The organism is Sandarakinorhabdus sp., from assembly GCF_031430775.1.
Classification (GTDB): domain Bacteria; phylum Pseudomonadota; class Alphaproteobacteria; order Sphingomonadales; family Sphingomonadaceae; genus Sandarakinorhabdus.
Genome location: NZ_JANPCD010000205.1, coordinates 1 through 23,044 on the forward strand (window position 1 = coordinate 1; position 23,044 = coordinate 23,044).

Annotated in this window: 32 protein-coding genes; 19 read left to right on the forward strand and 13 right to left on the reverse strand. The window is 64.5% G+C overall.

The genetic code is table 11. The features are described 5' to 3' along the window. On the forward strand, nt 1-732 hold a 732-nt coding region (locus tag RMQ73_RS13300), incomplete at its 5' end, for an acetyl-CoA C-acyltransferase (protein ID WP_310498775.1). Between the two features lies 1 nt (nt 733). Further along, nucleotides 734-1,633 carry a crotonase/enoyl-CoA hydratase family protein gene (locus RMQ73_RS13305; protein ID WP_310498776.1) on the forward strand — a complete coding sequence of 300 codons (900 nt, stop codon included), beginning with the start codon at nt 734-736 and terminating at the stop codon, nt 1,631-1,633. 15 nt (nt 1,634-1,648) lie between these two features. Here the strand turns inward: RMQ73_RS13305 and RMQ73_RS13310 are convergent, their stop codons facing one another. Next, on the reverse strand, nt 1,649-1,984 hold the full coding sequence (locus tag RMQ73_RS13310; RefSeq protein WP_310498777.1) for a GntR family transcriptional regulator: 336 nt from the start codon (nt 1,982-1,984) through the stop codon (nt 1,649-1,651). A 119-nt stretch (nt 1,985-2,103) separates the two neighbouring features. Here RMQ73_RS13310 and RMQ73_RS13315 point away from each other — a divergent pair, with 119 nt between their 5' ends. Then, nucleotides 2,104-2,664, forward strand: a complete 561-nt coding sequence (locus RMQ73_RS13315) for a hypothetical protein (RefSeq protein ID WP_310498778.1) — start codon at nt 2,104-2,106, stop codon at nt 2,662-2,664. A gap of 4 nt (nt 2,665-2,668) precedes the next feature. Here the strand turns inward: RMQ73_RS13315 and RMQ73_RS13320 are convergent, their stop codons facing one another. Both RMQ73_RS13320 and mgtE read right to left on the reverse strand, forming a co-directional pair. Beyond that, nucleotides 2,669-3,067, reverse strand: coding sequence for a DUF1489 family protein (locus RMQ73_RS13320; protein WP_310498779.1), 399 nt, complete (start codon nt 3,065-3,067; stop codon nt 2,669-2,671). Next, on the reverse strand, nt 3,067-4,470 hold the full coding sequence (gene mgtE / locus RMQ73_RS13325; protein WP_409049876.1) for a magnesium transporter: 1,404 nt from the start codon (nt 4,468-4,470) through the stop codon (nt 3,067-3,069). The genes RMQ73_RS13320 and mgtE overlap by 1 nt, the downstream gene beginning before the upstream one ends. A gap of 180 nt (nt 4,471-4,650) precedes the next feature. On the opposite strand from mgtE, the gene RMQ73_RS13330 reads away from it, so the two are divergent. Continuing rightward, the gene (locus tag RMQ73_RS13330; RefSeq protein ID WP_310498780.1) at nt 4,651-4,989 is read left to right on the forward strand and encodes a hypothetical protein; all 339 of its coding nucleotides are present in this window, start codon (nt 4,651-4,653) and stop codon (nt 4,987-4,989) included. Here RMQ73_RS13330 and queA read toward each other — a convergent pair. Genes queA through RMQ73_RS13355 form a run of 5 tightly spaced genes read right to left on the reverse strand, consistent with a single transcriptional unit; the run spans nt 4,986 to nt 8,523 of the window. Then, nucleotides 4,986-6,026 (reverse strand): tRNA preQ1(34) S-adenosylmethionine ribosyltransferase-isomerase QueA, encoded by a 1,041-nt coding sequence (gene queA / locus RMQ73_RS13335; RefSeq protein ID WP_310498781.1) that lies wholly within the window; start codon nt 6,024-6,026, stop codon nt 4,986-4,988. The genes RMQ73_RS13330 and queA overlap by 4 nt on opposite strands. A 10-nt stretch (nt 6,027-6,036) precedes the next feature. After that, nucleotides 6,037-6,813, reverse strand: coding sequence for a peptidylprolyl isomerase (locus RMQ73_RS13340; RefSeq protein WP_310498813.1), 777 nt, complete (start codon nt 6,811-6,813; stop codon nt 6,037-6,039). Nucleotides 6,814-6,848: 35 nt separating this feature from the next. After that, nucleotides 6,849-7,349 carry a pantetheine-phosphate adenylyltransferase gene (gene coaD / locus RMQ73_RS13345; RefSeq protein WP_310498782.1) on the reverse strand — a complete coding sequence of 167 codons (501 nt, stop codon included), beginning with the start codon at nt 7,347-7,349 and terminating at the stop codon, nt 6,849-6,851. 11 nt (nt 7,350-7,360) lie between these two features. Further along, nucleotides 7,361-8,260, reverse strand: a complete 900-nt coding sequence (locus tag RMQ73_RS13350) for a farnesyl diphosphate synthase (RefSeq protein WP_310498814.1) — start codon at nt 8,258-8,260, stop codon at nt 7,361-7,363. Nucleotides 8,261-8,274: 14 nt separating this feature from the next. Then, entirely contained in the window at nt 8,275-8,523 is a 249-nt protein-coding gene (locus RMQ73_RS13355) for an exodeoxyribonuclease VII small subunit (RefSeq protein WP_310498783.1), read from the reverse strand. Nucleotides 8,524-8,681: 158 nt separating this feature from the next. Between RMQ73_RS13355 and RMQ73_RS13360 the strand changes: the two genes are divergently transcribed. After that, nucleotides 8,682-9,782, forward strand: coding sequence for an NAD(P)-dependent alcohol dehydrogenase (locus RMQ73_RS13360; protein ID WP_310498785.1), 1,101 nt, complete (start codon nt 8,682-8,684; stop codon nt 9,780-9,782). A gap of 2 nt (nt 9,783-9,784) precedes the next feature. Here the strand turns inward: RMQ73_RS13360 and RMQ73_RS13365 are convergent, their stop codons facing one another. From RMQ73_RS13365 to RMQ73_RS13380, 4 genes are all read right to left on the reverse strand, one after another. Continuing rightward, complete coding sequence (locus RMQ73_RS13365) at nt 9,785-10,585, reverse strand: enoyl-CoA hydratase-related protein (RefSeq protein WP_310498787.1); 801 nt, start codon at nt 10,583-10,585, stop codon at nt 9,785-9,787. Nucleotides 10,586-10,662: 77 nt separating this feature from the next. After that, nucleotides 10,663-11,574 (reverse strand): formylglycine-generating enzyme family protein, encoded by a 912-nt coding sequence (locus RMQ73_RS13370; protein ID WP_310498788.1) that lies wholly within the window; start codon nt 11,572-11,574, stop codon nt 10,663-10,665. Then, nucleotides 11,574-12,707, reverse strand: a complete 1,134-nt coding sequence (locus RMQ73_RS13375; protein WP_310498789.1) for a M14-type cytosolic carboxypeptidase — start codon at nt 12,705-12,707, stop codon at nt 11,574-11,576. Before RMQ73_RS13375 ends, RMQ73_RS13370 begins: the two co-directional genes overlap by 1 nt. Next, nucleotides 12,704-13,267: a DUF4136 domain-containing protein gene (locus tag RMQ73_RS13380; protein WP_310498790.1), complete on the reverse strand. Its 564-nt coding sequence runs from the start codon at nt 13,265-13,267 to the stop codon at nt 12,704-12,706. Before RMQ73_RS13380 ends, RMQ73_RS13375 begins: the two co-directional genes overlap by 4 nt. Before the next feature lie 170 nt (nt 13,268-13,437). Between RMQ73_RS13380 and ykgO the strand changes: the two genes are divergently transcribed. Both ykgO and RMQ73_RS13390 read left to right on the forward strand, forming a co-directional pair. Then, entirely contained in the window at nt 13,438-13,563 is a 126-nt protein-coding gene (gene ykgO, locus RMQ73_RS13385; protein ID WP_310498791.1) for a type B 50S ribosomal protein L36, read from the forward strand. Between the two features lie 69 nt (nt 13,564-13,632). Continuing rightward, on the forward strand, nt 13,633-14,265 hold the full coding sequence (locus tag RMQ73_RS13390) for an HAD family phosphatase (RefSeq protein WP_310498792.1): 633 nt from the start codon (nt 13,633-13,635) through the stop codon (nt 14,263-14,265). A 12-nt stretch (nt 14,266-14,277) separates the two neighbouring features. Here RMQ73_RS13390 and pyk read toward each other — a convergent pair whose 3' ends face one another. Then, a complete protein-coding gene (pyk, locus tag RMQ73_RS13395) occupies nt 14,278-15,729 on the reverse strand; it encodes a pyruvate kinase (RefSeq protein WP_310498793.1) in 1,452 nt (483 codons plus the stop codon). 70 nt (nt 15,730-15,799) lie between these two features. On the opposite strand from pyk, the gene RMQ73_RS13400 reads away from it, so the two are divergent. The 12 genes from RMQ73_RS13400 (at nt 15,800) to RMQ73_RS13455 (ending at nt 22,924) form a co-directional block, all read left to right on the forward strand. After that, nucleotides 15,800-16,120, forward strand: a complete 321-nt coding sequence (locus tag RMQ73_RS13400) for a DUF1244 domain-containing protein (RefSeq protein WP_310498795.1) — start codon at nt 15,800-15,802, stop codon at nt 16,118-16,120. Nucleotides 16,121-16,152: 32 nt separating this feature from the next. After that, complete coding sequence (locus RMQ73_RS13405; protein ID WP_310498797.1) at nt 16,153-16,395, forward strand: DUF2312 domain-containing protein; 243 nt, start codon at nt 16,153-16,155, stop codon at nt 16,393-16,395. A gap of 11 nt (nt 16,396-16,406) precedes the next feature. Further along, nucleotides 16,407-17,042, forward strand: coding sequence for a glutathione S-transferase family protein (locus RMQ73_RS13410; RefSeq protein WP_310498799.1), 636 nt, complete (start codon nt 16,407-16,409; stop codon nt 17,040-17,042). 67 nt (nt 17,043-17,109) lie between these two features. Continuing rightward, nucleotides 17,110-17,598: a 2Fe-2S iron-sulfur cluster-binding protein gene (locus RMQ73_RS13415; protein WP_310498801.1), complete on the forward strand. Its 489-nt coding sequence runs from the start codon at nt 17,110-17,112 to the stop codon at nt 17,596-17,598. After that, entirely contained in the window at nt 17,591-18,364 is a 774-nt protein-coding gene (locus RMQ73_RS13420; RefSeq protein ID WP_310498803.1) for an FAD binding domain-containing protein, read from the forward strand. Before RMQ73_RS13415 ends, RMQ73_RS13420 begins: the two co-directional genes overlap by 8 nt. A gap of 12 nt (nt 18,365-18,376) precedes the next feature. Next, entirely contained in the window at nt 18,377-18,697 is a 321-nt protein-coding gene (locus tag RMQ73_RS13425) for a YbjQ family protein (RefSeq protein ID WP_310498804.1), read from the forward strand. 60 nt (nt 18,698-18,757) lie between these two features. Then, nucleotides 18,758-19,498 (forward strand): YebC/PmpR family DNA-binding transcriptional regulator, encoded by a 741-nt coding sequence (locus RMQ73_RS13430; RefSeq protein ID WP_310498805.1) that lies wholly within the window; start codon nt 18,758-18,760, stop codon nt 19,496-19,498. Continuing rightward, the gene (locus tag RMQ73_RS13435) at nt 19,495-19,953 is read left to right on the forward strand and encodes a DUF4440 domain-containing protein (RefSeq protein ID WP_310498806.1); all 459 of its coding nucleotides are present in this window, start codon (nt 19,495-19,497) and stop codon (nt 19,951-19,953) included. Before RMQ73_RS13430 ends, RMQ73_RS13435 begins: the two co-directional genes overlap by 4 nt. Beyond that, on the forward strand, nt 19,953-20,441 hold the full coding sequence (ruvC, locus tag RMQ73_RS13440; RefSeq protein WP_310498815.1) for a crossover junction endodeoxyribonuclease RuvC: 489 nt from the start codon (nt 19,953-19,955) through the stop codon (nt 20,439-20,441). Before RMQ73_RS13435 ends, ruvC begins: the two co-directional genes overlap by 1 nt. Next, a complete protein-coding gene (ruvA, locus tag RMQ73_RS13445) occupies nt 20,438-21,037 on the forward strand; it encodes a Holliday junction branch migration protein RuvA (protein WP_310498807.1) in 600 nt (199 codons plus the stop codon). The genes ruvC and ruvA overlap by 4 nt, the downstream gene beginning before the upstream one ends. After that, nucleotides 21,034-22,059: a Holliday junction branch migration DNA helicase RuvB gene (ruvB, locus tag RMQ73_RS13450; protein WP_310498808.1), complete on the forward strand. Its 1,026-nt coding sequence runs from the start codon at nt 21,034-21,036 to the stop codon at nt 22,057-22,059. Before ruvA ends, ruvB begins: the two co-directional genes overlap by 4 nt. A 100-nt stretch (nt 22,060-22,159) precedes the next feature. After that, entirely contained in the window at nt 22,160-22,924 is a 765-nt protein-coding gene (locus RMQ73_RS13455) for a hypothetical protein (RefSeq protein ID WP_310498809.1), read from the forward strand. Nucleotides 22,925-23,044: the final 120 nt, after the last annotated feature.

Here is a 23,044-nt window from a genome sequence, read left to right on the forward strand (position 1 = left end):
CCGGGCATCCAGTTCAGCCAGTTTGCCGGCGCCGAAATGATCGCCGACAAACACGGTCTGACCAAGGACATGATGGACGAATTCGGCTATCACAGCCAGCGCAAGGCCGCGCAGGCTGCACGCGGCGGCGCCTTTGATGCCGAGATCGTCGCCGTCGATGTCACCACCCATGAAGGCGAGGCTCGCAGTCACACGGTGGACGAAGGCATCCGCTTCGAAGCGAGCCTTGAGGCCATCCGCGGCGTCAAGCTGATCAACCCCGAAGGCGGCCGGCTGACGGCAGCCACATCGAGCCAGATCTGCGATGGTGCATCGGGGGTGCTGGTCGTCAACGAACGCGGCCTGAAGGCGCTTGGCGTCGCCCCGCTGGCCCGCATCCACCACATGACCGTGGTGGGCGAGGACCCGATCATCATGCTCGAAGCTCCTATCGGCGCCACCAAAAAAGCGCTGGCCCGCACCGGCATGAACATCGCCGACATCGACCTGTACGAAGTCAACGAGGCCTTTGCTTCCGTCCCGATGGCCTGGGCCAAGGTGCTTGGCGCCGACCATGATCGGCTCAACGTCAATGGCGGTGCCATCGCGCTCGGCCATCCGCTGGGCGCATCGGGCACCAAGCTGATGACCACGCTGGTCCATGCGCTGCGAGCGCGCGGCAAGCGCTGGGGCCTGCAAACCATGTGCGAAGGCGGCGGGCTCGCCAACGTCACCATCATCGAGGCACTTTGACATGACCTACACCCAGATCAGCCTCGAAATCGCCGACGGAATCGCCGTCATCACCCTTGACCGAGAGGCCAAGCTCAACGCCTTCACCGGTGTCATGATGACCGAAATGATCGCCGCATTCGACGTCACCGACGCCGATGACAGCGTGCGCGCCGTGATTGTCACGGGCCGGGGCCGCGCCTTTTGCGCTGGCGCCGACCTGTCGGCAGGGGCTGCGACATTCGACTATGAAAAACTGGGCAGCCGGGGCAGCACGCCGGTGCGGGATGATGGCAGCATCGATTACACGCACCCCACAGTGCGAGACGGCGGCGGCCAGTTGACGATGCGGATGTTCCGCAGCCTCAAACCCATCATCGGTGCCATCAACGGCGCAGCGGTCGGCATCGGCGCCACCATGCAGCTTGCCATGGACATGCGACTCGCCAGTGACACAGCGCGGTTCGGTTTTGTCTTTGCCCGGCGGGGTATCGTTCCAGAGGCGGGGTCGAGCTGGTTCCTGTCTCGCCTTGTCGGCCTGCCGCTGGCGCTGGAATGGTGCATGACCGGACGTATCTTCAACGCCGCCGAGGCGCTGGCTGGTGGCCTCGTGCGGTCGGTGCATGCGCCCGAGGGCCTGTTGCCGGCGGCACGGGCGCTGGCGCGGGAAATTGCCGACAATACCGCGCCTGTTTCGGTGGCGCTGACCCGGCAGATGCTATGGCGCATGGCCGGTGCCGGGTCGCCATGGGATGCCCACAGGCTTGATTCGCGCATGATTTATGCGCGGGGCCGATCGGGAGATGCCCGCGAAGGCGTCACCTCATTCCTGGAAAAACGTCCCCCTGCCTATCCGGACACGGTCAGCCAGAACATGCCGGCGGATGTGTTTCCATGGTGGGACGAGGACACATGGCCCTGACGGCCGGCGGGGGGGTCAGGCGTCGGCGAACAGGTCCGTCGGCGTCAGGCCGAGCCGGTTGATCCGCACCTTGAGCCGGGGCCATTCCTCGGTGAAGAACGCATCGCGTTCGGCGGCAAGCAGATTTCCGGCAGCACCATCGGCGACGAACAGGCCGACACCTTTCCTTGCTTTGACGAGACCGGACAGTTGCAGGTCCTGATAGGCCTTGGCCACCGTCAGCGGGTTGACGCCTGCATCGGCGGCAAGCGCGCGCACCGAAGGCAAAATGGCGCCGTCACCGGCGGCAAGGATGCGGTCCACGATGAGATCGCGGATCTGGCGATAGATGGGACGATCAGGAGAGAACATGACTGTCTTATGCGTTCAAGACAGTCATGCGTCAAGGCTTTGCGCCGCGCGCCAGTCCGTTGCACCAAGGCTTGGGATCGGCAGCAAACACCGTTACAAGCGCGGCATAGGAGACGGCCGTGATGCGTAAGATGACCCATGTTGGCAAAACCTTGGCGGCCACCGCGCTGCTGCTTGCAGTGCCGGCAGCGGCGCAGTCGGCGGACGCGCTGCTGGCCTGCGCCCGCATCGCGCGCGACTCTGACCGGCTGGCCTGTTTTGACGCTGAAGTCGCCAATGGCTCGGTCGAAGCGCGCCGTATCAGTGGATTGCGTGCCGCAGAAAGCGCCCGCATTGCCGCCGAGGAAGCAGCCGTGACCGCTGCGGCAGGCAAGGCCCGCGCCGAAGCCGAGGTCAAGGCCCGGCGCGAAGCCTTTGGCGGCGAGGCCATCGGCAAGCAGCGTGTTGACCCAGCAGAGGTGCAGTCGGTCGAAACGACCCTGACCGAGGAACTGTCGAACCCGTCGGGCCTGGCGGTGTATGTGCTCGGCAATGGCCAGATCTGGCGGCAGGTCGATACGGTGAACGCACCGCGCAGCCGGCCGGGCGACGCCGTGGTGCTCGCGCGCGCACCGCTGGGCGGCTATCGGCTGACCTTTACGCGCACCAAACGCTGGATCAGCGTGCGCCGCATGAAGTAACCGCCTACAAGATACCCATATCGGCCAATGCCTTGGCCATTTCGGCTGACATGGCGTTTCCGTCCTCCTCGCCATCGGGCGGCGCCAGTTCCGGCGCCAGATAACGCCAGCCCTGATGGGCCTTGCATGCGCGGGGTACGACGGAAACCGGGCCGGGTGCCAGATCGATGCGGCATTTGACGCCCCAGGGTGTCTCCATCATCGACAATCCCAGAATGTCCTGCCGCGCCACCAGCCGATGCCGGATGATCCAGAACAGCGACCCGCCAATCAATTCGGCAGCCCGCTTGGGCATGAAACGCGTCAGGCTGGCGGCGGCGCCAGGGCCGGATTGCAGCTGCTGCCGCGCCGACAATGTCTCGATATCGGGGCAGCCCACGGCCACCTTGGTCAGGTGCAGCATCAGCGCAGGTTCGCCACACCGACGATCGTGGCCAGAGACAAAAAGCCCAAAAAGCCCATGGTATCGGTTGTCATCGTCACGAATATCGAGCTGGCAACGGCTGGGTCGGTTTTCCAGCGATGCAGCGCCAGCGGCACCAGCACGCCGGCAAGGCCCGCCACCAGGATGTTGAAAAGCGCCGCCAGCGCGATCACCCCGCCAAGCAACGCATTGCCGAACAACACGCCGACTCCAATGCCCAGCAGTGCCGCAATCGTCAGGCCATTGAGCAGCGCCACGCGAATTTCGCGCGCAATCGTGCGGCGGGTGTTGGTATCGGTCAGTTGTTTGGTGGCGATGGCGCGCACCGCCACGGCCATGGTCTGGGTGCCGGCATTGCCGCCGATGCTGGCGACGATGGGAGTCAGCGCCGCCAGCGTCACCAGTTTTTCAATGGTCGGTTCGAACGCTGCGATGACACTTGAGGAAATCATCGCCGTGCCCAGATTGGCCGCCAGCCAGCGCACGCGGGTGCGATAGCTTTCCAGCACAGGCTCGTTGATGTCGCCGTCGCCGGCGCCCGACAGTTTCAGCGCATCCTCGCCGGCTTCGGCCTGGATGATATGGACGATGTCATCAACGGTAATGACGCCGACAAGGCGGCCGTCCCGGTCCACGACAGCGGCGGAAATCAGCGCGTATTTCTGGAATTCCAGCGCGACATCTTCCTGGTCCATATCGACCGGGATCAGCGTCTGCTCGCGCTGCATCACATCGGCGACCGAAAACTCCGGCGGCGTCGTCAGCAGCCAGGACAGGCGCATGGTCCCCACCGGTCGGCGCGCGGCATCGATGACGAATATTTCCCAGAAATCCGTCGCCGGATCGATAGTGGCCCGCACCCGCGTGATCACATCGGCAACGCTCATGTCCTCGGTGACCGCCACCAGTTCGCGCTGCATCAGGCGGCCGGCGGACTCCTCGGGATAGCCCAGCGCGGTTTCGATATCGGCGCGGTCCTCGGGCGCCAGCGCGCCGAGCACGGCCTGTTGTTCGTCTTCCTCCAGATCCTCGATGACGGCGACGGCATCATCGGTATCAAGCTGGGTGACGACATCGGCCACCTCGCCCAATGACAGCGCCGCCAGCACATCGTCGCGGACATAATCGTCAAGTTCGGCAACGATTTCGCCGTCGAGCAATTCGCCCAGCGCCCGGGCCAGCGGCGCACGCTGGTCGGCGCTGAGCAGCCCGAACAGGTCGGCGATATCGGCCGGATGCAGGGGCGCGACCAACTCGCGCGCGGTGTCATTGTCGCCGGCCTCCAGGGCATCGGCAACTTCGGCAACGAACGCACGGCTCAACCGGCCCTTTTCCAGGGCCTCGGTCGGCGCGTCGTCATCAAGGCCAAAGGGCGGTTCCACAGCGGCGGTTATAGCGGGGGTGGCGGGAGGCGCCACCCCCTGCGGCAGCGGGCGCACGGCGCCGCTTGGCGAGCTGGCGATGCTCTGGCAGTAAGATCAGGTCATGCGTATGTGTCGCCCTTCATTCTCACTCACCGTCGCCATGCGATGAAGGCCTTTGTTGCGGTTGCCATATTTGCCGTGACCATCAGCCTCGGCATCTACATGGGCGTGCTGTATCTGCGTGGCCGACGCAGCCCGCGCATGGTGGCCGCGATCCACTTCCTTACCGGCGCCGGCGGGTTCGAGGCGATGTTCCTGTTGCTGCGCGGCGCGCCCGACCCGGCATGGGGCAGCCTGATCGGCAACGGCAAGCTGGCAGGCCTGATGCTGGCGATGGCGCTGCTGTCGGGTATCGGCATGTCGCTGCTGACACAGGCCCGCCCCGCCGCGCTCGGTCCGGCACTGCTGGCCCACGCCGTTGTTGGTGGCGGCGCCTTCGCGATGCTGCTGACCTGGGCCGTGATGGTCAGTTTTTAGGGTAGCAGCAAGCTACCGTCACCATAGCTGTAGAAACGATATTCGTTCGCGATGGCATGCGCATACGCCTTGCGCATCACATCCAGGCCCATCAGCGCGCTGACCAGCATGAACAGGGTCGATTTGGGCAGATGGAAATTGGTGATCAGGCCGTCGATGGCGCGCAGGCGATAGCCGGGCGTGATGAAGATCGATGTGTCGCCGGTGAAGGTGTTGATGACCCCTGCCTCGTCCACCGCAGATTCGAGCAAGCGCAGCGATGTCGTGCCCACCGCAATCACCCTGCCGCCAGCCGCGCGCGCAGCGTTCAGCCGCGCCGCCGTGGCGGCATCGACACTGCCCCATTCGGCGTGCATGCGGTGATCCTCGGTGCGGTCGGCCTTGACGGGCAGGAACGTGCCGGCGCCGACATGAAGGGTGACGGTTTCACGGGTGACGCCGCGCGCGGCCAGCATGTCCCACAACCTAGTGGTGAAATGCAGCCCTGCGGTGGGCGCGGCCACTGCGCCGTCGCGCGCCGCGTGCAGCGTCTGATAGTCGGCAAAATCCTGCGCATCGATGGCACGGCGCCGGGCGATATAGGGCGGCAGCGGCATTTCGCCGACGCGCTGCAACGCCGATTCGAGCGTTTCACCGGCCAGCGCCGCAAACCGCCAGTGCACACCGCCCTCGTCGCCTTTTTCCAGCACCTCGCCCGACAGGCCGGCACCGAAATCGACAGTGTCGCCAACTCGGAGCCGACGGGCGTTTCGCACAAAACTCCACCAGCGGTCGGCGCTCTCGCGCTTGTGAAGGGTAACGCCGATGTGCGCATCGCCCTTTTTCGCATGCAATTGCGCGGGGATGACGCGGGTGTCATTGACCACCAGCACGTCGCCGAAGCGCAGCGCGCTCGGCAGGTCGAGAAAGCTGTGGTCGCCCAATGCGCCGACGCCGGCGCCTGTCACAGTCAGCAGCCGCGATGTGTCGCGCGGATTGACGGGCCGCAGCGCGATGCGCGCTTCGGGCAGGTCGAAATCGAAATCGCTGACCAGCATGGCAGCCGGCTCAGCGTTTGCGGCGCGGCGCGGCCTTTGCCGGTGCTTTTGCCGCAGCTTTGACGGGCGCCTTTGCCGCTCCCGGCGCGGGCGCGAGCGCCGCCGCCGGCATCGGCAAAGTCACACCCGGCGGCAGTGCCAATGCGCCAGCCGGAATCGGGGTGGCGACAGGCGCGGCTGCAAGTGCCGCAAAGTCCGGCGCCGCCACATTGTCGGCGCCGATCGAAGCCTTGAGGATGCGCGAAGGGTTTTCCGGCGGTTCACCCTTTGCAATGGCATCGACAAATTCCATACCTTCGATGACCCGGCCCCAGATCGTGTAGGTGCGGTCCAGCTTCATGACCGGCATCAGCACGATGTAGAACTGGCTGTTGGCGCTGTCGTTGCTCGCGGCGCGGGCCATGGCGACCGCGCCGCGCACATGCGGCAGGTCGTTGAACTCGGCCTTCAGATCTTCCAGCTTGGAGCCGCCGGTGCCGGTGCCGGTGGGGTCACCGCCTTGCGCCATGAAACCATCGATGACCCGGTGGAATATCGTGCCGTCATAGAAACCTTCGCGCACCAGCGTCTTGACGCGCATGATGTGGTTGGGCGCCACATCCGGGCGCATGACGATACGCACGCGGCCACCTGTCGACAGGTCGAGTACCAGCACATTTTGCTGGTCGATTTCCTTGACCGAGCCGGCAATGTTGGACGGAGCTGCCATGGCCGGCAGTTTCGGCGGCGCCTTGAGATCCTTGGGATCGATGCGCTGCTGCTGGGCAAGCGCCGCGCCTGCCAGCATGGTCAATCCAAACGCCAGAATCAAACGCCACACAGTCACTGACCCCTCACACCCATTTGCGCCACGCGCGCCACCACATCGTCGGCAATCGCGTGGCTGACGAACTTGCGAATGTCCCCGCCATAGACCGCGATTTCCTTTACCAGACGTGAAGCGATCGGCTGCAAGGCAACATCGGCCATCAGGAACACGGTTTCGATGTTGTCATTCAATTGCTGGTTCATGCCGGCCATCTGGAATTCATATTCGAAATCCGCCACCGCACGCAGGCCGCGCACGATGATGGTCGCGCCCTGTCGCTCGGCAAATGTCATCAGCAGCGCATCGAATTCGACCACTTCGACATTGGCGATGTCTGCGGTTTCGCGCACAACCTGCGCCTTGCGTTCCGCCAGCGTGAACATCGGCGATTTCGACGGGTTTGTCGCAACGCCGATGATCAACTTGTCAACCAGCCGGGCACCGCGCCGGATGATGTCCATATGGCCACGCGTGCAGGGATCGAATGTCCCCGGATAGACGCCGATCCGCTCCATGGCAGTATCCTTCAGGAATCGCGCTCGATGGCGAAACGGGCAATGGCACGCAGCAAGTCCGCTTCCTGCCCATAGCTCGACAGATGGGCAATGGCCTGGTCGATCAGGATGCCGGCCTGTGCGCGGGCGCGCTCGACGCCCATCAGCGACACGAATGTCGCCTTGCCGGCGGCGGCATCCTTTTGCACGGCCTTGCCGGTCTTGGCGGACGAGCCTTCGACATCGAGGAGATCATCCGCGATCTGGAACGCCAGTCCGAGGTCGCGGGCATAACCGCGTAGCGGCGTGCGCTGGCTTTCGGGCAGGCGGCCCATGATGGCGCCGGCTTCAAGGCAGAACTGGATGAGCGCGCCGGTCTTGAGTTGCTGCAAGCGCGTGATGCCGGCCAGGTCATAGCTGGTGTCGCCGGCCGCCAGATCCATCATCTGGCCACCGCCCATGCCGGCCGGGCCGGACGCGACAGCCAGTTCCGTAACCAGTTCAGCGCGCGCAAACGGGTCTTCATGTGTTGCCGGATCGGCGAGGATTTCAAAGGCGATGGCGTGCAGGCAGTCGCCGGCCAGAATGGCGGTGGCTTCATCGAAGGCCTTGTGAACCGTGGGCTTGCCGCGGCGCAGGTCGTCATCGTCCATGCACGGCAGATCGTCGTGGATGAGGCTGTAGCAATGAATGGCCTCGATGGCCAAGGCGACCCTGAGAGCGCGCTCGCGGTCGACATGAAAAAGATCACAGCTTGCCACTACCAAAAGCGGCCGCATGCGCTTGCCGCCGCCGATAACCGAATGGCGCATTGCCTCGTACAGGCGCGCGCGGCTGTCGTCGGGGACCGGCAACAGGCGGTCGAAACGCTGGTCGATCGCCTTGCCGATGGCTTCGATCGCGGGTTTGAGGCTGAGGGAGGAAGGGACCATCTGGGTGCTGGCTGTCATGAACGCTCGGCGTCAAAGGGGCGGGTGGCGACTGCGTCGCCGGCGTCGTTTTTCTGAATGGCTTCTATCCGTGCGGTGGCGTCGCCCAGCTTGGTTTCGCAATGCGCCTTCAGGGCCTGGCCCTTTGCATAGAGCGCGATCGATTCCTCAAGGCTGGTCTCGCCGCCTTCGAGCGAGCGCACGATCGTTTCCAGCTCCTGCAGGGCCTGCTCGAAGCTGAGCGCCTTGATCACTTCGTTATCCATGTCGCGTATCTGGACGGCTGGGCGAAGCCGGTCAAGTCGCGCCGAACCGCTTTTCCAGCGCCCGCAACCCTGCCTGTCGCGTAGCCCCGCAAATTTGACCATGGCGGCAGCGCCGCTGTCGTGGTTCACTACCCACCTTCGCCGCTAGGAAACGCCCGATGTCGACCGCCGCAACTGTTGCCATTCTTCGCGCCCGCGGCCAGCCCTATTCGTTGGAAACGGTTGAACTCGTCGATCCGGGGCCAGGCCAGATACTCGTCCGTATCCGAGCCTGTGGCATCTGTTTCACCGATGTCGGCGTGCAGCGGTACGAGCAGGGTACGCCGCTACCGCAGGTGCTCGGCCATGAAGGCGCCGGCGAAGTGCTGATGGTCGGGGACGGCGTCAGCCATGTTGCGCCGGGCGACAAGGTGGTGATCAGCTACGCCAGTTGCGGTGCCTGCAACAGTTGCACCCATGATCACCCGCAATATTGCGGAAACTTCATGGCGCTGAACTACTCGGGCGTTCTCGACGATGGCCGGGTGCCGATGCGCCAAGGCGAATCCGCTGTGTACGGAGGGTTTTTCGGCCAATCGGCCTTTGCCACCCATGCCATCGCATATGCCCGCAATGTCGTGAAGGCGCCGGACCTGCCCTTCACTTCATTGGCGCCCTTTGGCTGCGGCATGCAGACCGGCGCCGGCACCATGTACAACACGCTGGCGCCGCAGGCCGGGCAGAGTGTTGCGGTCATCGGCGCAGGCAGTGTCGGGCTGGCCGCATTGATGGCGGCTGCGGACCTGGCAGCAGGGCCGATCATCGCTGTGGACAAGGTGGCCAGCCGCCTTGCCTTGGCGCTCGAGCTGGGCGCCACCCACACCATTTTGGCCGATGGCAGCAACCTTACCGAGGCCTTGCGTGCCATCGTGCCCACCGGCGTCGACCGCATTGTGGATACCACCGGAGTATCGGCAGTGATCCGCGCCGGGCTTGAGGCGTTGGCCAGCCGCGGCGAGATGGCGATGCTGGCGGTCACGGCGCCCGGCACCGAAATCACTTTCAATCCCAACGTGATGCTCGGCGGCCGGGCGCTGCGCGGCGCGGTCGAGGGCGACGCCGACCCGCAGGTCTTCATCCCCTGGTTGATAGCGCGCCACATGGCCGGCCGCTTCCCGCACGACCGGTTGATAACGCCATATCCGCTCAGCGCCATCAACGAGGCTGTCGCCGACATGGCCGCCGGCAAGGTGATCAAGCCGGTGCTGGTGATGGACTGACTTTATTTTCCAGTGAATTGCGCCGGGCGTTTCTGCAGGAACGCCGAGACGCCTTCGACGAAATCGGCGCTGCGCCCGGCCTGAAGCTGGTTGCGGCGCTCGACCATCAGCCCTTCGGACAGGGTCTTGTCCATGCAATCCCGGATACCGTGGCGGATGAGTGCGTAGGCGCGGGTCGGGCCCTTTGCCAGCCTTGCGGCCAGTGCGCGCGCCTCGGTCAACAACTGGTCATCATCGACGACGCTGTAGATCATGCCCCAATCCAGCGCAGTTTCCGCCTTGATGCGATCGCCCAGCATCATCATCGCCTGTGCGCGGGCGCGGCCGGCGAGGCGCGGCAGCAGCCATGTCGAGCCGACATCGGGAACGAGCCCGATATTGACGAAGGCTTGCAGAAAATAGGCGGATCGTCCGGCAATTACGATGTCGCCCGAAAGCGCAAACGAACAGCCGGCCCCGGCAGCCGCGCCATTGACCGCCGTGATGAACGGCACAGGCAGCGCGAACAACCGTTCGAGCAGCGGGTTGAAATGCGATTCGAGCACCGAGCCGGCATCGGGCGGGCCTGACCGTTTCTTGCCGCCGCCAGCACCGCCGCCGGCCAAATCGGCGCCCGAGCAGAACGCCCGGCCAGTGCCGGTCATCAGCAATACGCGCGCCGTGCCTTCGTCGCGGACACGGTCCACTGCATCGATCATTTCTTCGATGACGCCGACATGCAGCGCGTTCATCACCTGCGGCCGGTTGATGCTCAGCGTGGCAATGCCATCGGCTTCTTCGAAAAGGATGTGCTCATAGGCCATGGCGTCGGCTCCTCATGGTTCACGTTAACGTCAAGTTCTTAGACGAGGGCGCCGGGCAGCGCACCTAGCCAAATGCATCAGCCTCGCAGGACGCAGCGAAATCCGATGTGATTGGTGGCGCTGTCGATCGATTCGGCATGCCGGGCTGCGGGGCGATACCGCCGGCAATAGCTGGGCGAGCACAGGAAACTGCCGCCCTTCAGAACTTTTTGCGCAATTGGCGCGGCCGGGTCGGTGGTGCCAGATGCTGGCCCGCGCGGATTGTCGGCAACGCAGCAAGGGCCTTTGTCGTGGCCGGGCTGATACCAGTCGTCGGTCCATTCCCAGACATTGCCGATCATGTCGAACAGGCCAAATCCATTGGCGGGAAAACTGCCGACCGGCGATGTCGCGGCAAATACCCCGCGCCGCTGGCTGGGGAACTTGCCGTCCCACGTGTTGGCCATCGCCTTGCCGCCGGGCCGGAACACGGGCCCCCAAGCATAGGTCTGGCCTTCCAACCCGCCGCGCGCCGCATATTCCCATTGCGCCTCGGTCGGCAAAGTCTTGCCGGCCCAGTCCGCATAGGCAGCAGCGTCGGCGTGCGCCACCTGCACCACGGGATGATCGTCCAGTCCTTCAATGCTGCTGCCCGGCCCCTGCGGCGCCCGCCAATTCGCACCCTTTACCCAATGCCACCAGCGGCCAGGGTCATCCAGCGGCACGGGATGCGGGGTGCGCCGGAACACCAGGCTTCCGGCAAACAGTAGTGCCGGGTCGGCCAGCGGATAATCCTGCGCGCGCGGTGTCTGTTCGGCCAGTGTGACAAGACCGGTGGCCGCGACAAACGCTGCAAACTGCCGGTTGGTGACCGCATGCGCGTCGATCCGGAACGGCGCCACCGTAACCATATGGGCAGGCGCTTCTTCGGGGTATTGGTCGTCTGCGCCCATCGTGAACTGCCCGCCCGGCAGGCGCACCATGCCATCTGTCGGTCCGGCCTCGGGCATCAGCGCAAATCCGGCAGCATTTCCATGAACGCTGCCAGGCAATCGCGGCCCAGTGCCTTTGACCGTTCCGGAGACCAGCCCTGAACGGGGCAGGGCAGGTCGTCATTGTCCTTGAACGGCATCTCCAGCGTCATCGCCAGGCAGCCAAAGCGTTCGGCCAGCGCATTGGTGCTCATCGTCAGATTGGCCTTGCCGGCGCCGGACGGCGGATAGCCGCGCCGCGTCTGGAAATCCGGCGAAATACGCACCAGCCGCGCCTTGTAATCCGCCAGCAATGCCAGCTGTTTGTCGGTGATCGACGGGATGCCTTCAAAGTCGGCGATGAACACATGAGGAATGGCCTCATCGCCGTGCACGTCCATGGCGCCGTCGACGCCGCTGGCAATCATTGCATCCAGCACGCACAGCACTTCAGGCGAGCGCGTCGCAGTCGGCGCCGCCCATTCGCGGTTGAGGTTCACGCCGGCGGCATTGGTGCGCAGATGCCCGCGCACGCTGCCGTCCGGGTTCATGTTGGGCACGACATGCAGTGTCGCCTTGGCCCGCAGCGCCCGCGCCGCCGGGTCGCCTGCATCGACCAGCCGCTCAAGGGCGCCTTCCATCCACCACTGCGCCATGCTCTCGCCGGGGTGCTGCCGGGCATAGAGCCAGAGCTGCAACGGGCCGTCCCCGATGCGGATGCGGTCAATCGGCCGGCCATCAAGGCTGTGGCCCAGCACATCGACTTGCACGCCCGGTGCGCCGCCGATGCGTGCCACCAGATCATGGTGCCTTTCCAGCGAATAAGGCGCGAAATAGGCGCACCAGACCTGGTCGCTGTCGGGTGTCATCTTGATAGTCAGCGTGCCATTGTCGGCTGCTGGGTCATAGCTGGTGTCGGCGCGCGCCCAGTGCTGACGGTCGCTGGACATGACGGCCCGGTAGCCCGGCCAGCCGCCTGGATAGGCGCTGCCGGCCAGATCGACGATACGGATCGTCACGGCCTGCCCGCGCGCGCCGGACAGGCGAAAATGGAACCATTGGTAAAATTCGCTCAAGTGATCGCGCCTGATGGCCAGAACGATATCGTCCGCGCCGGTGATGCGGCGAACCTCGATGTTGCCGCTGTCGAACGCGGCATCGATAGTGATCATCTTGGTGTCTTTACCTTTACTGTCTGGCCGCTGGGGCCGGGAAATCCGGTGAACAGCGCGCGTGCCAGCACGGGCAGGCCCTTGGACAGGCCATCCTTGCCGAGATCGGCGGTGGCGCGGCCTTCCCAGACCATGATGTTGTCGGCGACGCGGCGCATCTGCAAGGACAGCGTCGTCATCACACGCGCCCCGCGGCCACCGAGCGGAAAGCTGACCCCGCCGCCGACGCCGCCGTTCCAGCCGCCGGTACTGCCGCCAATGCCTACCGAAAACGGCGAGCGCTTGGGTGGACCCTGCTGTTGGTCGATAGTCATGACGGCGCGATAGGCCGGCGTCTGCGATCCAGCAAAACCCATTTTGGCCAGCTCGGCCGCCACCACATCGGCATGAGTGCGAAATTCGAGACTGTCGGCCGGCACGTCCGGGCCTGGCACGATAGCGATGGAATCAGGAGCGATGGCACCGCCTGTGTGAAAGCGTGTCACATCGGCACTGGCGGGCGCCGCCAACGCGGGCGCTGCGAACAAAAGTGCGGCAATGGCAGGAAACAACGCTTTCATGACCATACTCCATACTAGACTGGCCGGGGCCAGACGCCATGACGGCAGGTTAACCCGATTGGGCGGGGCTGGAAACAGCTACGTCGGGGCATATGTGGCGGTTGACATTGGTGGTGGCCTCCCCTAGCTGACCGCTCGCCGTTACACCTATTTTAGTTCGAGAAAGTGCCATGAAGGTCCGCAATAGCCTCAAGTCGCTGAAGAGCCGCCACCGCGACTGCCAGGTGGTGCGCCGCCATGGTCGCACCTATGTCATCAACAAGACCAACCGTCGCTTCAAGGCCCGCCAGGGTTGATCGCGATCCTCCGGTTTTCCGGGGGAAACGGATGGGCCTGATGGTCGCTCCAGAACATCACAGCCTGTGATGCCGGATTCCGTAAGGTCCCCGGCCTCGCGGGCTGTTGTCTTTGATGTCGGCAATGTCCTGTACGGCTGGGACATCAGGTCACTATACGCCAAGCTGATTGCTGATTCGGCGCGGCTGGAGTGGTTCTGCACTCATGTCGTGACGCCGGAATGGCATTTTCAGCATGATGCGGGCCGCCCACACGCCGAAACGGTTGCCGAGCTCAGCGCCCAATATCCGGCCGAGGCCGACCTTATCGCACAATATGTGCCGCGCTGGCTGGAAACCATCACCGGCCCCGTGCCTGGTGTCATTGAAATCGTTGATGAACTGGCCGTGCGCGGCGTGGCGTTGTTTGCCATCACCAATTTTTCTGCCGAATTCTGGCCGATGTTCCGGGTGACTGCGCCCGTGTTCGATCATTTCACGGATGTATTGGTATCGGGCGCCGAGAAAATGGTGAAACCCGACGCAGCGATCTTCCAGCTGGCGCTGCGCCGATTCGGATTGGCGCCGGGGCAGGGACTGTTCATCGACGACCGGATGGAAAATATCACTGCCGGCAAGGCCAATGGTTTCCCTGGCCATCATTTCACTGGCGCGGCACGGCTGCGCACCCGGCTGGTCGCCGAGGGTTTGCTGCCGGCCTGACGTCAGTTCGCCCTAGCGGTTGTCCAGTTCCAGCCCGGTCAGGCGCACGACGTGCACGACATTGGTGGTGCCCGGCGTCGAAAACGGCACCCCGGCAATCAGCACCAGCGAATCGCCGCCCTTGGCCAGCCCGGACCGCAGCGCCATCCGCCGAGATTTTTCGACCATTTCCTCAAAGCTTGCGACATCGCGGGTGACGATGGCGTGGACGCCCCACACCAGCCCCACGCGCCGCGCCGTCGTTTGACGCGGTGTCAGGCACAGGACCGGCACCGCTGCTCGTTCTCGCGCGGCCCGCACTGCGGTTGACCCGCTGATGGTAAAGCACACGATGGACCGGGCACCGATGGTGCGGCAGATATCGGCGGCGGCGGCCGTGATGGCACCGGCTGTCGAGCGAGTGGTGGCGGTTTCGGTGAAATGCACCCGGCTGAAATAGCCGGGATCGCTCTCGACTGAACGCGCGATGGCGTCCATCATCGCCACGGCCTCGACCGGGAATTGCCCGGCGGCGCTTTCCGCCGACAGCATGACGGCATCGGCACCGTCATAGATGGCGGTCGCCACGTCCGACACTTCGGCGCGAGTTGGCGACGGGGACAGGATCATCGATTCCAGCATCTGGGTGGCGACCACCACTGGCTTGCCGAGCATTCGCGCCGTTGCGACGATGCGCTTTTGCGCCGGCGGCACATGCTCGGGCGGCAGTTCGACGCCCAGGTCGCCGCGTGCCACCATGACGGCATCGGCCTGCTCCAGTATCTCTTCCAGCCGTTCCAGCGCCGCCGGCTTTTCTATCTTTGCAAGCAGAGCGGCGCGTCCGCCGATCAGTCGCCGGGCTTCGGCAACATCCTCGGGCCGCTGCACGAACGACAGGGCGATCCAGTCGGCGCCATTTTCCAGCGCAAATGCCAGATCGGCCCGGTCCTTTTCGGTCAGAGCCGGCAGCGGCACCACCACATCGGGCACATTGACGCCCTTGTTGTCCGAAATCTTGCCGCCGACTTCGATGCGGCAATCGATGGCGGCGTCGCTTACGGCGGTGACCCGCAGCACCAGCTTGCCATCATCGACCAACAGGCGCGCGCCGGGCGTGATGGCAGCGAAAATCTCGCGGTGGGGAAGGGGCGCCCGTTTCTCGTCGCCGGGCGTTGCATCGCGGTCGAAACGGAAATCCTTGCCCTTTTCCAGCATGGCCGAACCACCGGCAAATCGACCGACACGGAGCTTGGGGCCTTGCAGATCGACCAGAACCGTGATCGGCCGGCCGGCTTTCTTCTCGACACTGCGGATGGCGGCGATCAGCGCAGCCTGCCCGGCATGGGTGCCATGGCTCATGTTGACGCGAAAAGCATCGGCGCCGGCGGCCAGCAGCCGCTCGATCATCGTTTCTTCGCTTGATGCCGGCCCCAAAGTGGCCAGCACCTTGACCCGGCGGCCCCGTGGTTCGAGATGCTTCGCCATACGATCCTCTTGCTTTTTCCAGCGTCGTTTAGTCGCCGACAGTCAAAGGCGCCACCCGGGAGATGATGAAATGTCGATTACAGGCGATGCCGCCGCCAACGAACGCCTTGAGGCCGCCGCCTTCCGCAGATTGGTGTTGCATCTCCAGCAGCGCCGCGATGTCCAGAATATCGAATTGATGGGGCATGGCGGTTTCTGCCGGAATTGCCTTGGCGACTGGCTGCATGAGGCCGCCGTCGATGCCGGAATCACATTGTCAAAGGAAGACGCCCGTGCCCATGTCCACGGCATGCCGACCGCGCAGTGGAAGGCGCGTCACAACACGCCGGCAACCCAGGCGCAACTGGACCTGATGGCCGAATCGCTGGCGAAGAACGACGCTGTCCGCTAGGAGCGAAGCCGGATTTCACTTCGGGACACATCATGAGCGACGAAAACGTATCAGCCACGCAGTTGCGCCTGTTCATTGAACGCATAGAGACCCTGGAAGAAGAGAAAAAGGGCATCGCTGACGACATCAAGGACGTCTATGCCGAAGCCAAGGGCACTGGCTTCGACACCAAGACGATCAAGGCCATCGTGCGGCTGCGCAAGATGGAGGCCAATGCCCGTCAGGAAGCCGAAGCGTTGCTGGAAACCTACAAGGCCGCCATCGGCCTGGATTGAGGACAAAATCGATGAAGCTTTATGGCGGCAAACTCTCTCCGTTCGTGATGCGGCCTTTGCTGGTCAGCCGCGCCAAGGGCAGCCCCGTTGAACCCGAAGCGTTCGAAGGCGGCATCAAGTGCGATGCCTATGTCGCGATGACGCCGATGGCCAAGATGCCGCTGCTCGTCGATGGCGATTTCTGCTTGCCTGAAAGCCAGCCGATTGCAGATTATCTCGACGCCGTGCTGCCGGGGCCGTCATTGATGCCGGCCGATGCGAAGGCTGCCGCCACCGTGCGCCTGATCATCCGACTCGCCGATGTCTATGTGGTGCCCAATCTTGGCGGGCTTTTCGGTGCCCGCGACAAGCCCGAAGGCGTCCCGGCGGCAATGGCCGGCATGACGGCGGCGCTGGGATACATCGAGCATTTCCGGAACGCCGATGATGACTTTGTTGTCGGCGGCAGTTTCACCCAGGCCGATGCAGCCTTGATTCCGCTGTTCTTCTTCCTTGATGCGCTGGACGGCATGCTCGGCACAGCGGCGCTGGTCGCGGCCCAGCCCGGACTTGCAGCCTGGTGGGCTCGCGCCAAGGCCACCGCACTCGGTGCGCAGGCCGTTGCCGAACAGGCCGAAGGCCTGAAGGCGATGATGGGCGGGCGATAACGGCGACGTGCCCTTTTCAGCGGCACGCGCCCTCGCTAAGACTTTGTGGCAGCCAAGGGGAGGCCCCATGCCGTTACAGTCGCCGATACATCTGACCATCAACGGCATGGCCCATGCGGTCGATGCCCCGGCCACGACCCTGCTTGTGGATGTGCTGCGTGACACGCTGGCGCTGACCGGCACCCATATCGGCTGTGACACCAGCCAGTGCGGCGCCTGCAATGTGCTGGTCGATGGCGTTGCCGTCAAAAGCTGCACTATGCTTGCCGGGCAGGCCGATGGCCGCGCCATCACCACCATCGAGGGGCTGGGCCAGGCAGACGCCCTGCACCCGATGCAGGCGGCGTTCCGCGCTGTGCACGGCCTGCAATGCGGTTTCTGCACGCCGGGCATGGTGATCGCCGGCATCGAAATGGTCCGCAAGCACGGCCATGACCTGTCGCACGAACTGATTGCGCACGAACTTGAAGGCAATCTGTGCCGCTGCACCGGCTACATCAACATCATCAAGGCCATTGCTGCCGGCGCCAAGGCCATGGAGACAGCCGATGCATGACATGGGCCTGTTGAAACCCGCCAGCCTTGCGGACGCCGTGGCCGCCTTTGCCAGCGGCGGCGAGGCGGCGTTCATTGCCGGCGGTCACACGCTGCTGCCCGCCATCAAATCGCGGCTGCGCATGCCAGAAACGCTGGTCGATCTGTCGGCAGTGCCGGGCCTTGATGCCATCACGAACGACGGCGCAAGGCTCTGGGTCGGAGCCATGGCCACCCATGCCGCAGTCGCAGCCGGTGCCGGCGCCATTCCGGCGCTGGCGGCGCTCGCCGGCCAGATCGGCGATCCGCAGGTCCGCAATCGCGGCACATTGGGCGGGGTCGTCGCCAACAATGATCCGGCGGCCGATTACCCTGCTGCCGTGCTGGCACTAGAAGGCCAGATGGTCACCGACCGCGCCACTTATGCCGCCGATGATTTCTTCCAGGGCATGTTTGCAACGGCGCTTGCCGACGGCGAAATCATCACGCGCATCGGCTTTGCCGTGCCGCAGGCTGCGGCTTATGCCAAGTTCCGCAACCCGGCATCACGCTATGCCATTGTCGGCATCTTCGCGGCGCGCCATGCCGGCGGTCACCGTGTTGCAGTAACCGGCGCCGGGCCGGGCGTGCTTCGCTGGACAGCCGCCGAAGCCGCACTTGATGCAGGCGCGTCATTGGCTGGCGTCACGCTTGATTCGGCCGATCTCAACACCGATATCCACGCCAGCGCCGAATACCGCGCCCATCTGGCTGGTGTGATGCTGGCCCAGGCGGTGTCGCAGCTTTAGGAGACCGGACCGATGATCGTCACCACCACCCCGCAGGTCGAAGGACACAAGATCGCCGAATACCTGGGGATCGTGTCGGGCGAAGCGATCATGGGCGCCAACATATTTCGAGATATCTTGGCTGGCATCCGCGACATCGTCGGTGGCCGTTCCGGCGCCTATGAAGAAGTGATGCAAACCGCGCGCGAGGAGGCTCTGCGCGAAATGCAGCAAAAGGCCGCCAAGGCCGGCGCCAATGCCGTGGTTGGCGTGTCGCTCAGTTTTTCGGCGTTGGGCGCCGGTGATTCCATGTTGATGGTGGCAGCGAGCGGCACGGCCGTAAGGCTCGACTAGTTGCGGTTGGGGCAGGGGATGGCGTAAGGGCCGACATCCTTTTGTCACAAGCGAACCATCATGGCTGGCCATTCCAAATTCAAGAACATCATGCACCGCAAGGGCGCGCAGGACAAAAAGCGCAGCGCGCTGTTCTCCAAGCTCAGCCGCGAAATCACCGTGGCCGCGCGTGCCGGCCTGCCCGACCCCGCCATGAACGCGCGGCTGCGGGCCGCCGTGATCGCTGCGCGCGGCCAGGGCATGCCCAAGGACAATATCGACCGCGCCATCAGCAAGGCCGCCGGCAATGACGGCGTGAACTATGAAGACGTGCGCTACGAAGGCTTTGGCCCCGGCGGCGTGTCGCTGATCATCGAGACACTGACCGACAATCGCAACCGCACCGCTACCAATGTCCGCACCATCGTCGCCAAGAATGGCGGCAATCTTGGCGCCTCCGGCTCGGTCAGCCACAGTTTTGAACGGCTTGGCCTGATCGTGTATCCGGCCAAGGCCGGCAGTGCCGACAAGGTGTTCGAAGCCGCGCTCGAAGCCGGCGCCGATGATGTGCAATCGACCGAGGACGGGCACGAAATCTGGACAGCGATCGATGGCATGCACGAAACCGCCAAGGCGCTCGAAGCAGTGCTCGGCGAGGCCGAAGCCATCAAACTTGCATGGAAGCCGGGCCTGATGGTCAATGTCGGCGAGGCTGATGCCGGGCAACTGCTCAAGATGATCGATGCGCTGGACGATGATGACGATGTCCAGACCGTCTGGGGCAATTACGACGTGTCCGAAGACGTTCTGGCGAAATTGTGAAGCCGGTGGTCGCCGTCATGGTCATGGCCGTCGCCGTACCCGCCTCCGCCGATGCGGTACAGGACATCAAGGCGGCGCGCGCGGCCTATAACGCCGCCATTGCGGCCCGCGACGTGGCGGGCGTGCGTGCCGCACTGGGCAGCGATTACATCGGCATTGCCGGTTCGGGCGGCGAGACGATCATCGGCGCCGATGCCATGGCCGATTATTTTGCCCGCAGTTTCAAGACGCCTGGGTTTCTGGGCTTTGTCCGCACGCCCGATATGGTCACCGTGGCGGCGCCGGCCGAGCGTGCCATGGAGCGCGGGCGCTGGTCGGGCGGCAGCCTGTCCGGGCGGCTGAGCGGCGAGTATCTGGCGGTCTGGGTGCCGACAGCCAACGGCTGGAAATTGCGCAGCGAGACATTCGTGACGCTGGCACGCGGTGCAGCTATGGGCGCGCCCCCCAAACCGTGATCCTCATTCTGGGCCTCGACCCCGGCCTTGCGGCAACCGGTTGGGGCGTGATCCGCAGCGAAGGCAACCGCATCGGCCATCTCGGCCACGGCACGGTGCGCACGCCCGCAAGCGCCCCCTTGGCAGAACGACTGGCCAGCCTCTACGATGGCTTGATGCAGGTGATCGCACAACATGGCTGTGATGCCGCCGCCGTCGAGGAAGTGTTCGTCAACGCCAATCCGCAATCGACGCTGAAACTCGGCCAGGCGCGCGGCGTCGTCATGCTGGCGGCGGCCAAGGCCGGGCTGCCGGTCAGCGAATATGCGACACGGCTGGTGAAAAAGGCGATTGTGGGCGTGGGCAATGCCGACAAGGCGCAGGTGCAGGCGATGGTCGAACGGCTGCTGCCGGGCGTGAAAGTTGTCGGAAGCGATGCCGCCGATGCGCTGGCCGTCGCCATTGCCCATGCCAATCTGGCCAGCAGCGCCCGCCGGGGACTCCTGTGATCGCGCGGCTCAAAGGCCTGCTCGACAGCGTATCGGCGGATGCCTGCGTCGTCGATGTGAACGGCGTGGGGTATCTGGTCAGTGCGTCGGCAAAAACGCTTGGCAGCCTCGGCGGCGCCGGCGCAGCCATAGCGCTGCATATAGAAACCCAGGTGCGCGAAGACGCCATCCAGCTTTACGGCTTCGTCACCGAGGCGGAGCGCGACAGTTTCCGCCTGCTGACCACCGTGCAGGGAGTCGGTGGCCGTGTCGCGCTGGCGATCCTGTCGGTCCTCGGTCCCGACGAGCTCGCCCATGCGATTGCCGCATCGGATATGGCCAGCATAGCGCGGGCGAACGGCGTCGGGCCGAAACTCGCTGCGCGCATCGCCAATGAACTCAAGGGCAAATTCGGTGCCGTCGCGCTGGGCACTGCCGCGCCGTTGCCCGTCGGCGCGGCGCGCGGTGCCGTCGCCGACGCGCTGTCGGCGCTGGCCGGGCTTGGCTTCAAGCCGATGGACGCCAGCCGCGCCGTTGCCGATGCCCAGGCCGAACTGGGCGACAATGCGGGCGTCAGCGAACTGATCCGAGTCGCCCTGCGGAAAAGCGCGCGATGAGCGACGAACTCACGCCGCTGCGCAAGCCCGACGACATCGATGCCGCCCTGCGCCCCAAATCGCTGGCCGAATTCATCGGGCAGGAGTCGCTGCGGGCCAATCTCGCGGTGTTCGTCGCGGCGGCCAAATCGCGCGGGGAACCGCTTGACCATGTGCTGCTCCACGGCCCGCCGGGGCTGGGCAAGACAACGCTGGCGCAGATCGTCGCCAAGGAACTCGGAGTGGGCTTTCGCGCCACATCGGGGCCGGTAATTGCCAAGGCTGGCGATCTGGCGGCGCTGCTCACCAATCTCGATCATCACGACGTGCTGTTCATCGATGAAATCCATCGCCTTTCGCCAGCGGTCGAAGAAATCCTCTATCCGGCCATGGAGGACCGTGTTCTCGACATCATGATCGGCGAAGGCCCATCGGCCCGCAGCGTGCGTATCGACCTGCCGCATTTCACATTGGTCGGCGCCACTACCCGCGCCGGTCTGTTGACAACGCCGCTGCGCGACCGCTTCGGCATTCCGTTGCGGCTGGTGTTTTATACTGTCGAGGAACTCACGCGCGTCGTCACCCGTGCCGCTGCGCTGCTCGGGCTTGACCTTTCGGCGGACGGCGCGCGCGAAATCGCTGGCCGAGCGCGGGGCACGCCGCGCATCGCCGGGCGGCTGTTGCGCCGTGTCCGCGACTTTGCTGCCGCTGCGGGTAGCGACAGCGTCGATCGGACCGCCGCCGACCGCGCCCTCAATCGCCTCGAAGTCGATAATCTCGGCCTTGATGCCATGGACCGGCGTTATCTGATGATGATCGCCGATATTTATCGCGGCGGGCCGGTTGGCATCGAGACGCTGGCAGCGGGGCTTTCGGAGGCACGCGACACGCTGGAGGAAGTCATCGAGCCGTTCCTGATCCAGTCCGGCCTTGTCGCCCGCACGGCACGCGGCCGCATGCTCAACGCCGGGGCCTGGAAACATCTGGGCATCGCCCCGCCCGCCGGCACGGCAGTGCAACTGCCGCTGCTGGACGAGGAATAGCGCCAAGCGCATCTTCCACGGCCTTGCCATCCGGCACTGCCCGCCATAACCTGCGGTCAAAATAACAGGTCGCGCAACCTTTTCGGGGGAGAGGGACGGCATGGCTACTGCTGCATATGGGCAAATCGCGCAGACCCGCTCGCGCTTTCATTTTCGCATGGCGCTGGTGTTCATTGCCATGGCCTTTGCCGGGTTCGCGCCGACATACTGGGTTCCGGTTGCAGCCGGCCGCTTTGGCGGCGCGCCGATCATGCATGTGCACGGCGCGCTGTTTTTCGCCTGGACATTGTTTTACCTGAACCAGACTTGGTTGGTCACCAGCGGCGCCACTGCCAACCACCGCAGAAACGGCATGATCGGCGCGATGCTGTTCGGCGCCATGCTTATGATCATACCCGTTACGGCCATCAATTCGATGTGGCAGGCCGAACGCAATTTCGGCCCCGAAGGGCTGGAAGCGGCGCGGCGCTTTACCGCCGTGCCGCTGATGTCGATGCTGGTCATGGCCGGGTTGTTCAGTGCAGCGATGCTCAATGTCCACCGCTCCGACATCCACAAGCGTCTGCTGCTCGTCCTCAACGCCGGCATGTTGCAGGCGGCGATGGGGCGACCATTTGCTGCCATGGCTGCCGCCAATGGCGCTGTCGGTCCGCCGCCGGCCATCGTCACGCTGATGCCCGCAGTCATCGTCGACATGCTGATTGTCGCCGGAATGGTGCATGACAAGCGCACGACCGGCCGCGTCCACATGGCCTATGTGGTGGGGCTTGGCGTAACGGTGGCCTTGCAGATCGGGATGGTGGCAATTGCATCCACCGACGGCTGGCTGGCGTTTGCCACTTGGCTCCAGCATCTGGTGCGTTGACTGCCACTGTAACCATTTTGCCGCGCTGGACGAACAATGGCGATGAAGATCATCTCCATCTTGCTCGCCGCCTTTGCCATGATGGTGGCACTTCCTGCCGGTGCCATACCCGCGGCCGGC

Bases quoted from the DNA above. Each gene is read 5' to 3' on its own strand.
- ruvB (WP_310498808.1), top strand. From the start codon at position 21,034: ATGAGCGACGAACTCACGCCGCTGCGCAAGCCCGACGACATCGATGCC.
- RMQ73_RS13380 (WP_310498790.1), bottom strand. From the start codon at position 13,267: ATGAAAGCGTTGTTTCCTGCCATTGCCGCACTTTTGTTCGCAGCGCCC.
- RMQ73_RS13420 (WP_310498803.1), top strand. From the start codon at position 17,591: ATGCATGACATGGGCCTGTTGAAACCCGCCAGCCTTGCGGACGCCGTG.
- RMQ73_RS13430 (WP_310498805.1), top strand. From the start codon at position 18,758: ATGGCTGGCCATTCCAAATTCAAGAACATCATGCACCGCAAGGGCGCG.
- coaD (WP_310498782.1), bottom strand. From the start codon at position 7,349: ATGGAGCGGATCGGCGTCTATCCGGGGACATTCGATCCCTGCACGCGT.
- RMQ73_RS13410 (WP_310498799.1), top strand. From the start codon at position 16,407: ATGAAGCTTTATGGCGGCAAACTCTCTCCGTTCGTGATGCGGCCTTTG.
- RMQ73_RS13355 (WP_310498783.1), bottom strand. From the start codon at position 8,523: ATGGATAACGAAGTGATCAAGGCGCTCAGCTTCGAGCAGGCCCTGCAG.
- RMQ73_RS13455 (WP_310498809.1), top strand. From the start codon at position 22,160: ATGGCTACTGCTGCATATGGGCAAATCGCGCAGACCCGCTCGCGCTTT.
- RMQ73_RS13320 (WP_310498779.1), bottom strand. From the start codon at position 3,067: ATGCTGCACCTGACCAAGGTGGCCGTGGGCTGCCCCGATATCGAGACA.
- RMQ73_RS13405 (WP_310498797.1), top strand. From the start codon at position 16,153: ATGAGCGACGAAAACGTATCAGCCACGCAGTTGCGCCTGTTCATTGAA.
- RMQ73_RS13375 (WP_310498789.1), bottom strand. From the start codon at position 12,707: ATGATCACTATCGATGCCGCGTTCGACAGCGGCAACATCGAGGTTCGC.
- RMQ73_RS13350 (WP_310498814.1), bottom strand. From the start codon at position 8,260: ATGGTCCCTTCCTCCCTCAGCCTCAAACCCGCGATCGAAGCCATCGGC.
- RMQ73_RS13415 (WP_310498801.1), top strand. From the start codon at position 17,110: ATGCCGTTACAGTCGCCGATACATCTGACCATCAACGGCATGGCCCAT.
- RMQ73_RS13400 (WP_310498795.1), top strand. From the start codon at position 15,800: ATGTCGATTACAGGCGATGCCGCCGCCAACGAACGCCTTGAGGCCGCC.
- RMQ73_RS13305 (WP_310498776.1), top strand. From the start codon at position 734: ATGACCTACACCCAGATCAGCCTCGAAATCGCCGACGGAATCGCCGTC.
- RMQ73_RS13365 (WP_310498787.1), bottom strand. From the start codon at position 10,585: ATGGCCTATGAGCACATCCTTTTCGAAGAAGCCGATGGCATTGCCACG.
- RMQ73_RS13390 (WP_310498792.1), top strand. From the start codon at position 13,633: ATGCCGGATTCCGTAAGGTCCCCGGCCTCGCGGGCTGTTGTCTTTGAT.
- ykgO (WP_310498791.1), top strand. From the start codon at position 13,438: ATGAAGGTCCGCAATAGCCTCAAGTCGCTGAAGAGCCGCCACCGCGAC.
- queA (WP_310498781.1), bottom strand. From the start codon at position 6,026: ATGCTGGTCAGCGATTTCGATTTCGACCTGCCCGAAGCGCGCATCGCG.
- RMQ73_RS13425 (WP_310498804.1), top strand. From the start codon at position 18,377: ATGATCGTCACCACCACCCCGCAGGTCGAAGGACACAAGATCGCCGAA.
- RMQ73_RS13370 (WP_310498788.1), bottom strand. From the start codon at position 11,574: ATGCCCGAGGCCGGACCGACAGATGGCATGGTGCGCCTGCCGGGCGGG.
- pyk (WP_310498793.1), bottom strand. From the start codon at position 15,729: ATGGCGAAGCATCTCGAACCACGGGGCCGCCGGGTCAAGGTGCTGGCC.
- RMQ73_RS13360 (WP_310498785.1), top strand. From the start codon at position 8,682: ATGTCGACCGCCGCAACTGTTGCCATTCTTCGCGCCCGCGGCCAGCCC.
- RMQ73_RS13340 (WP_310498813.1), bottom strand. From the start codon at position 6,813: ATGCTGGCAGGCGCGGCGCTTGCCCAGCAGCAGCGCATCGATCCCAAG.
- RMQ73_RS13310 (WP_310498777.1), bottom strand. From the start codon at position 1,984: ATGTTCTCTCCTGATCGTCCCATCTATCGCCAGATCCGCGATCTCATC.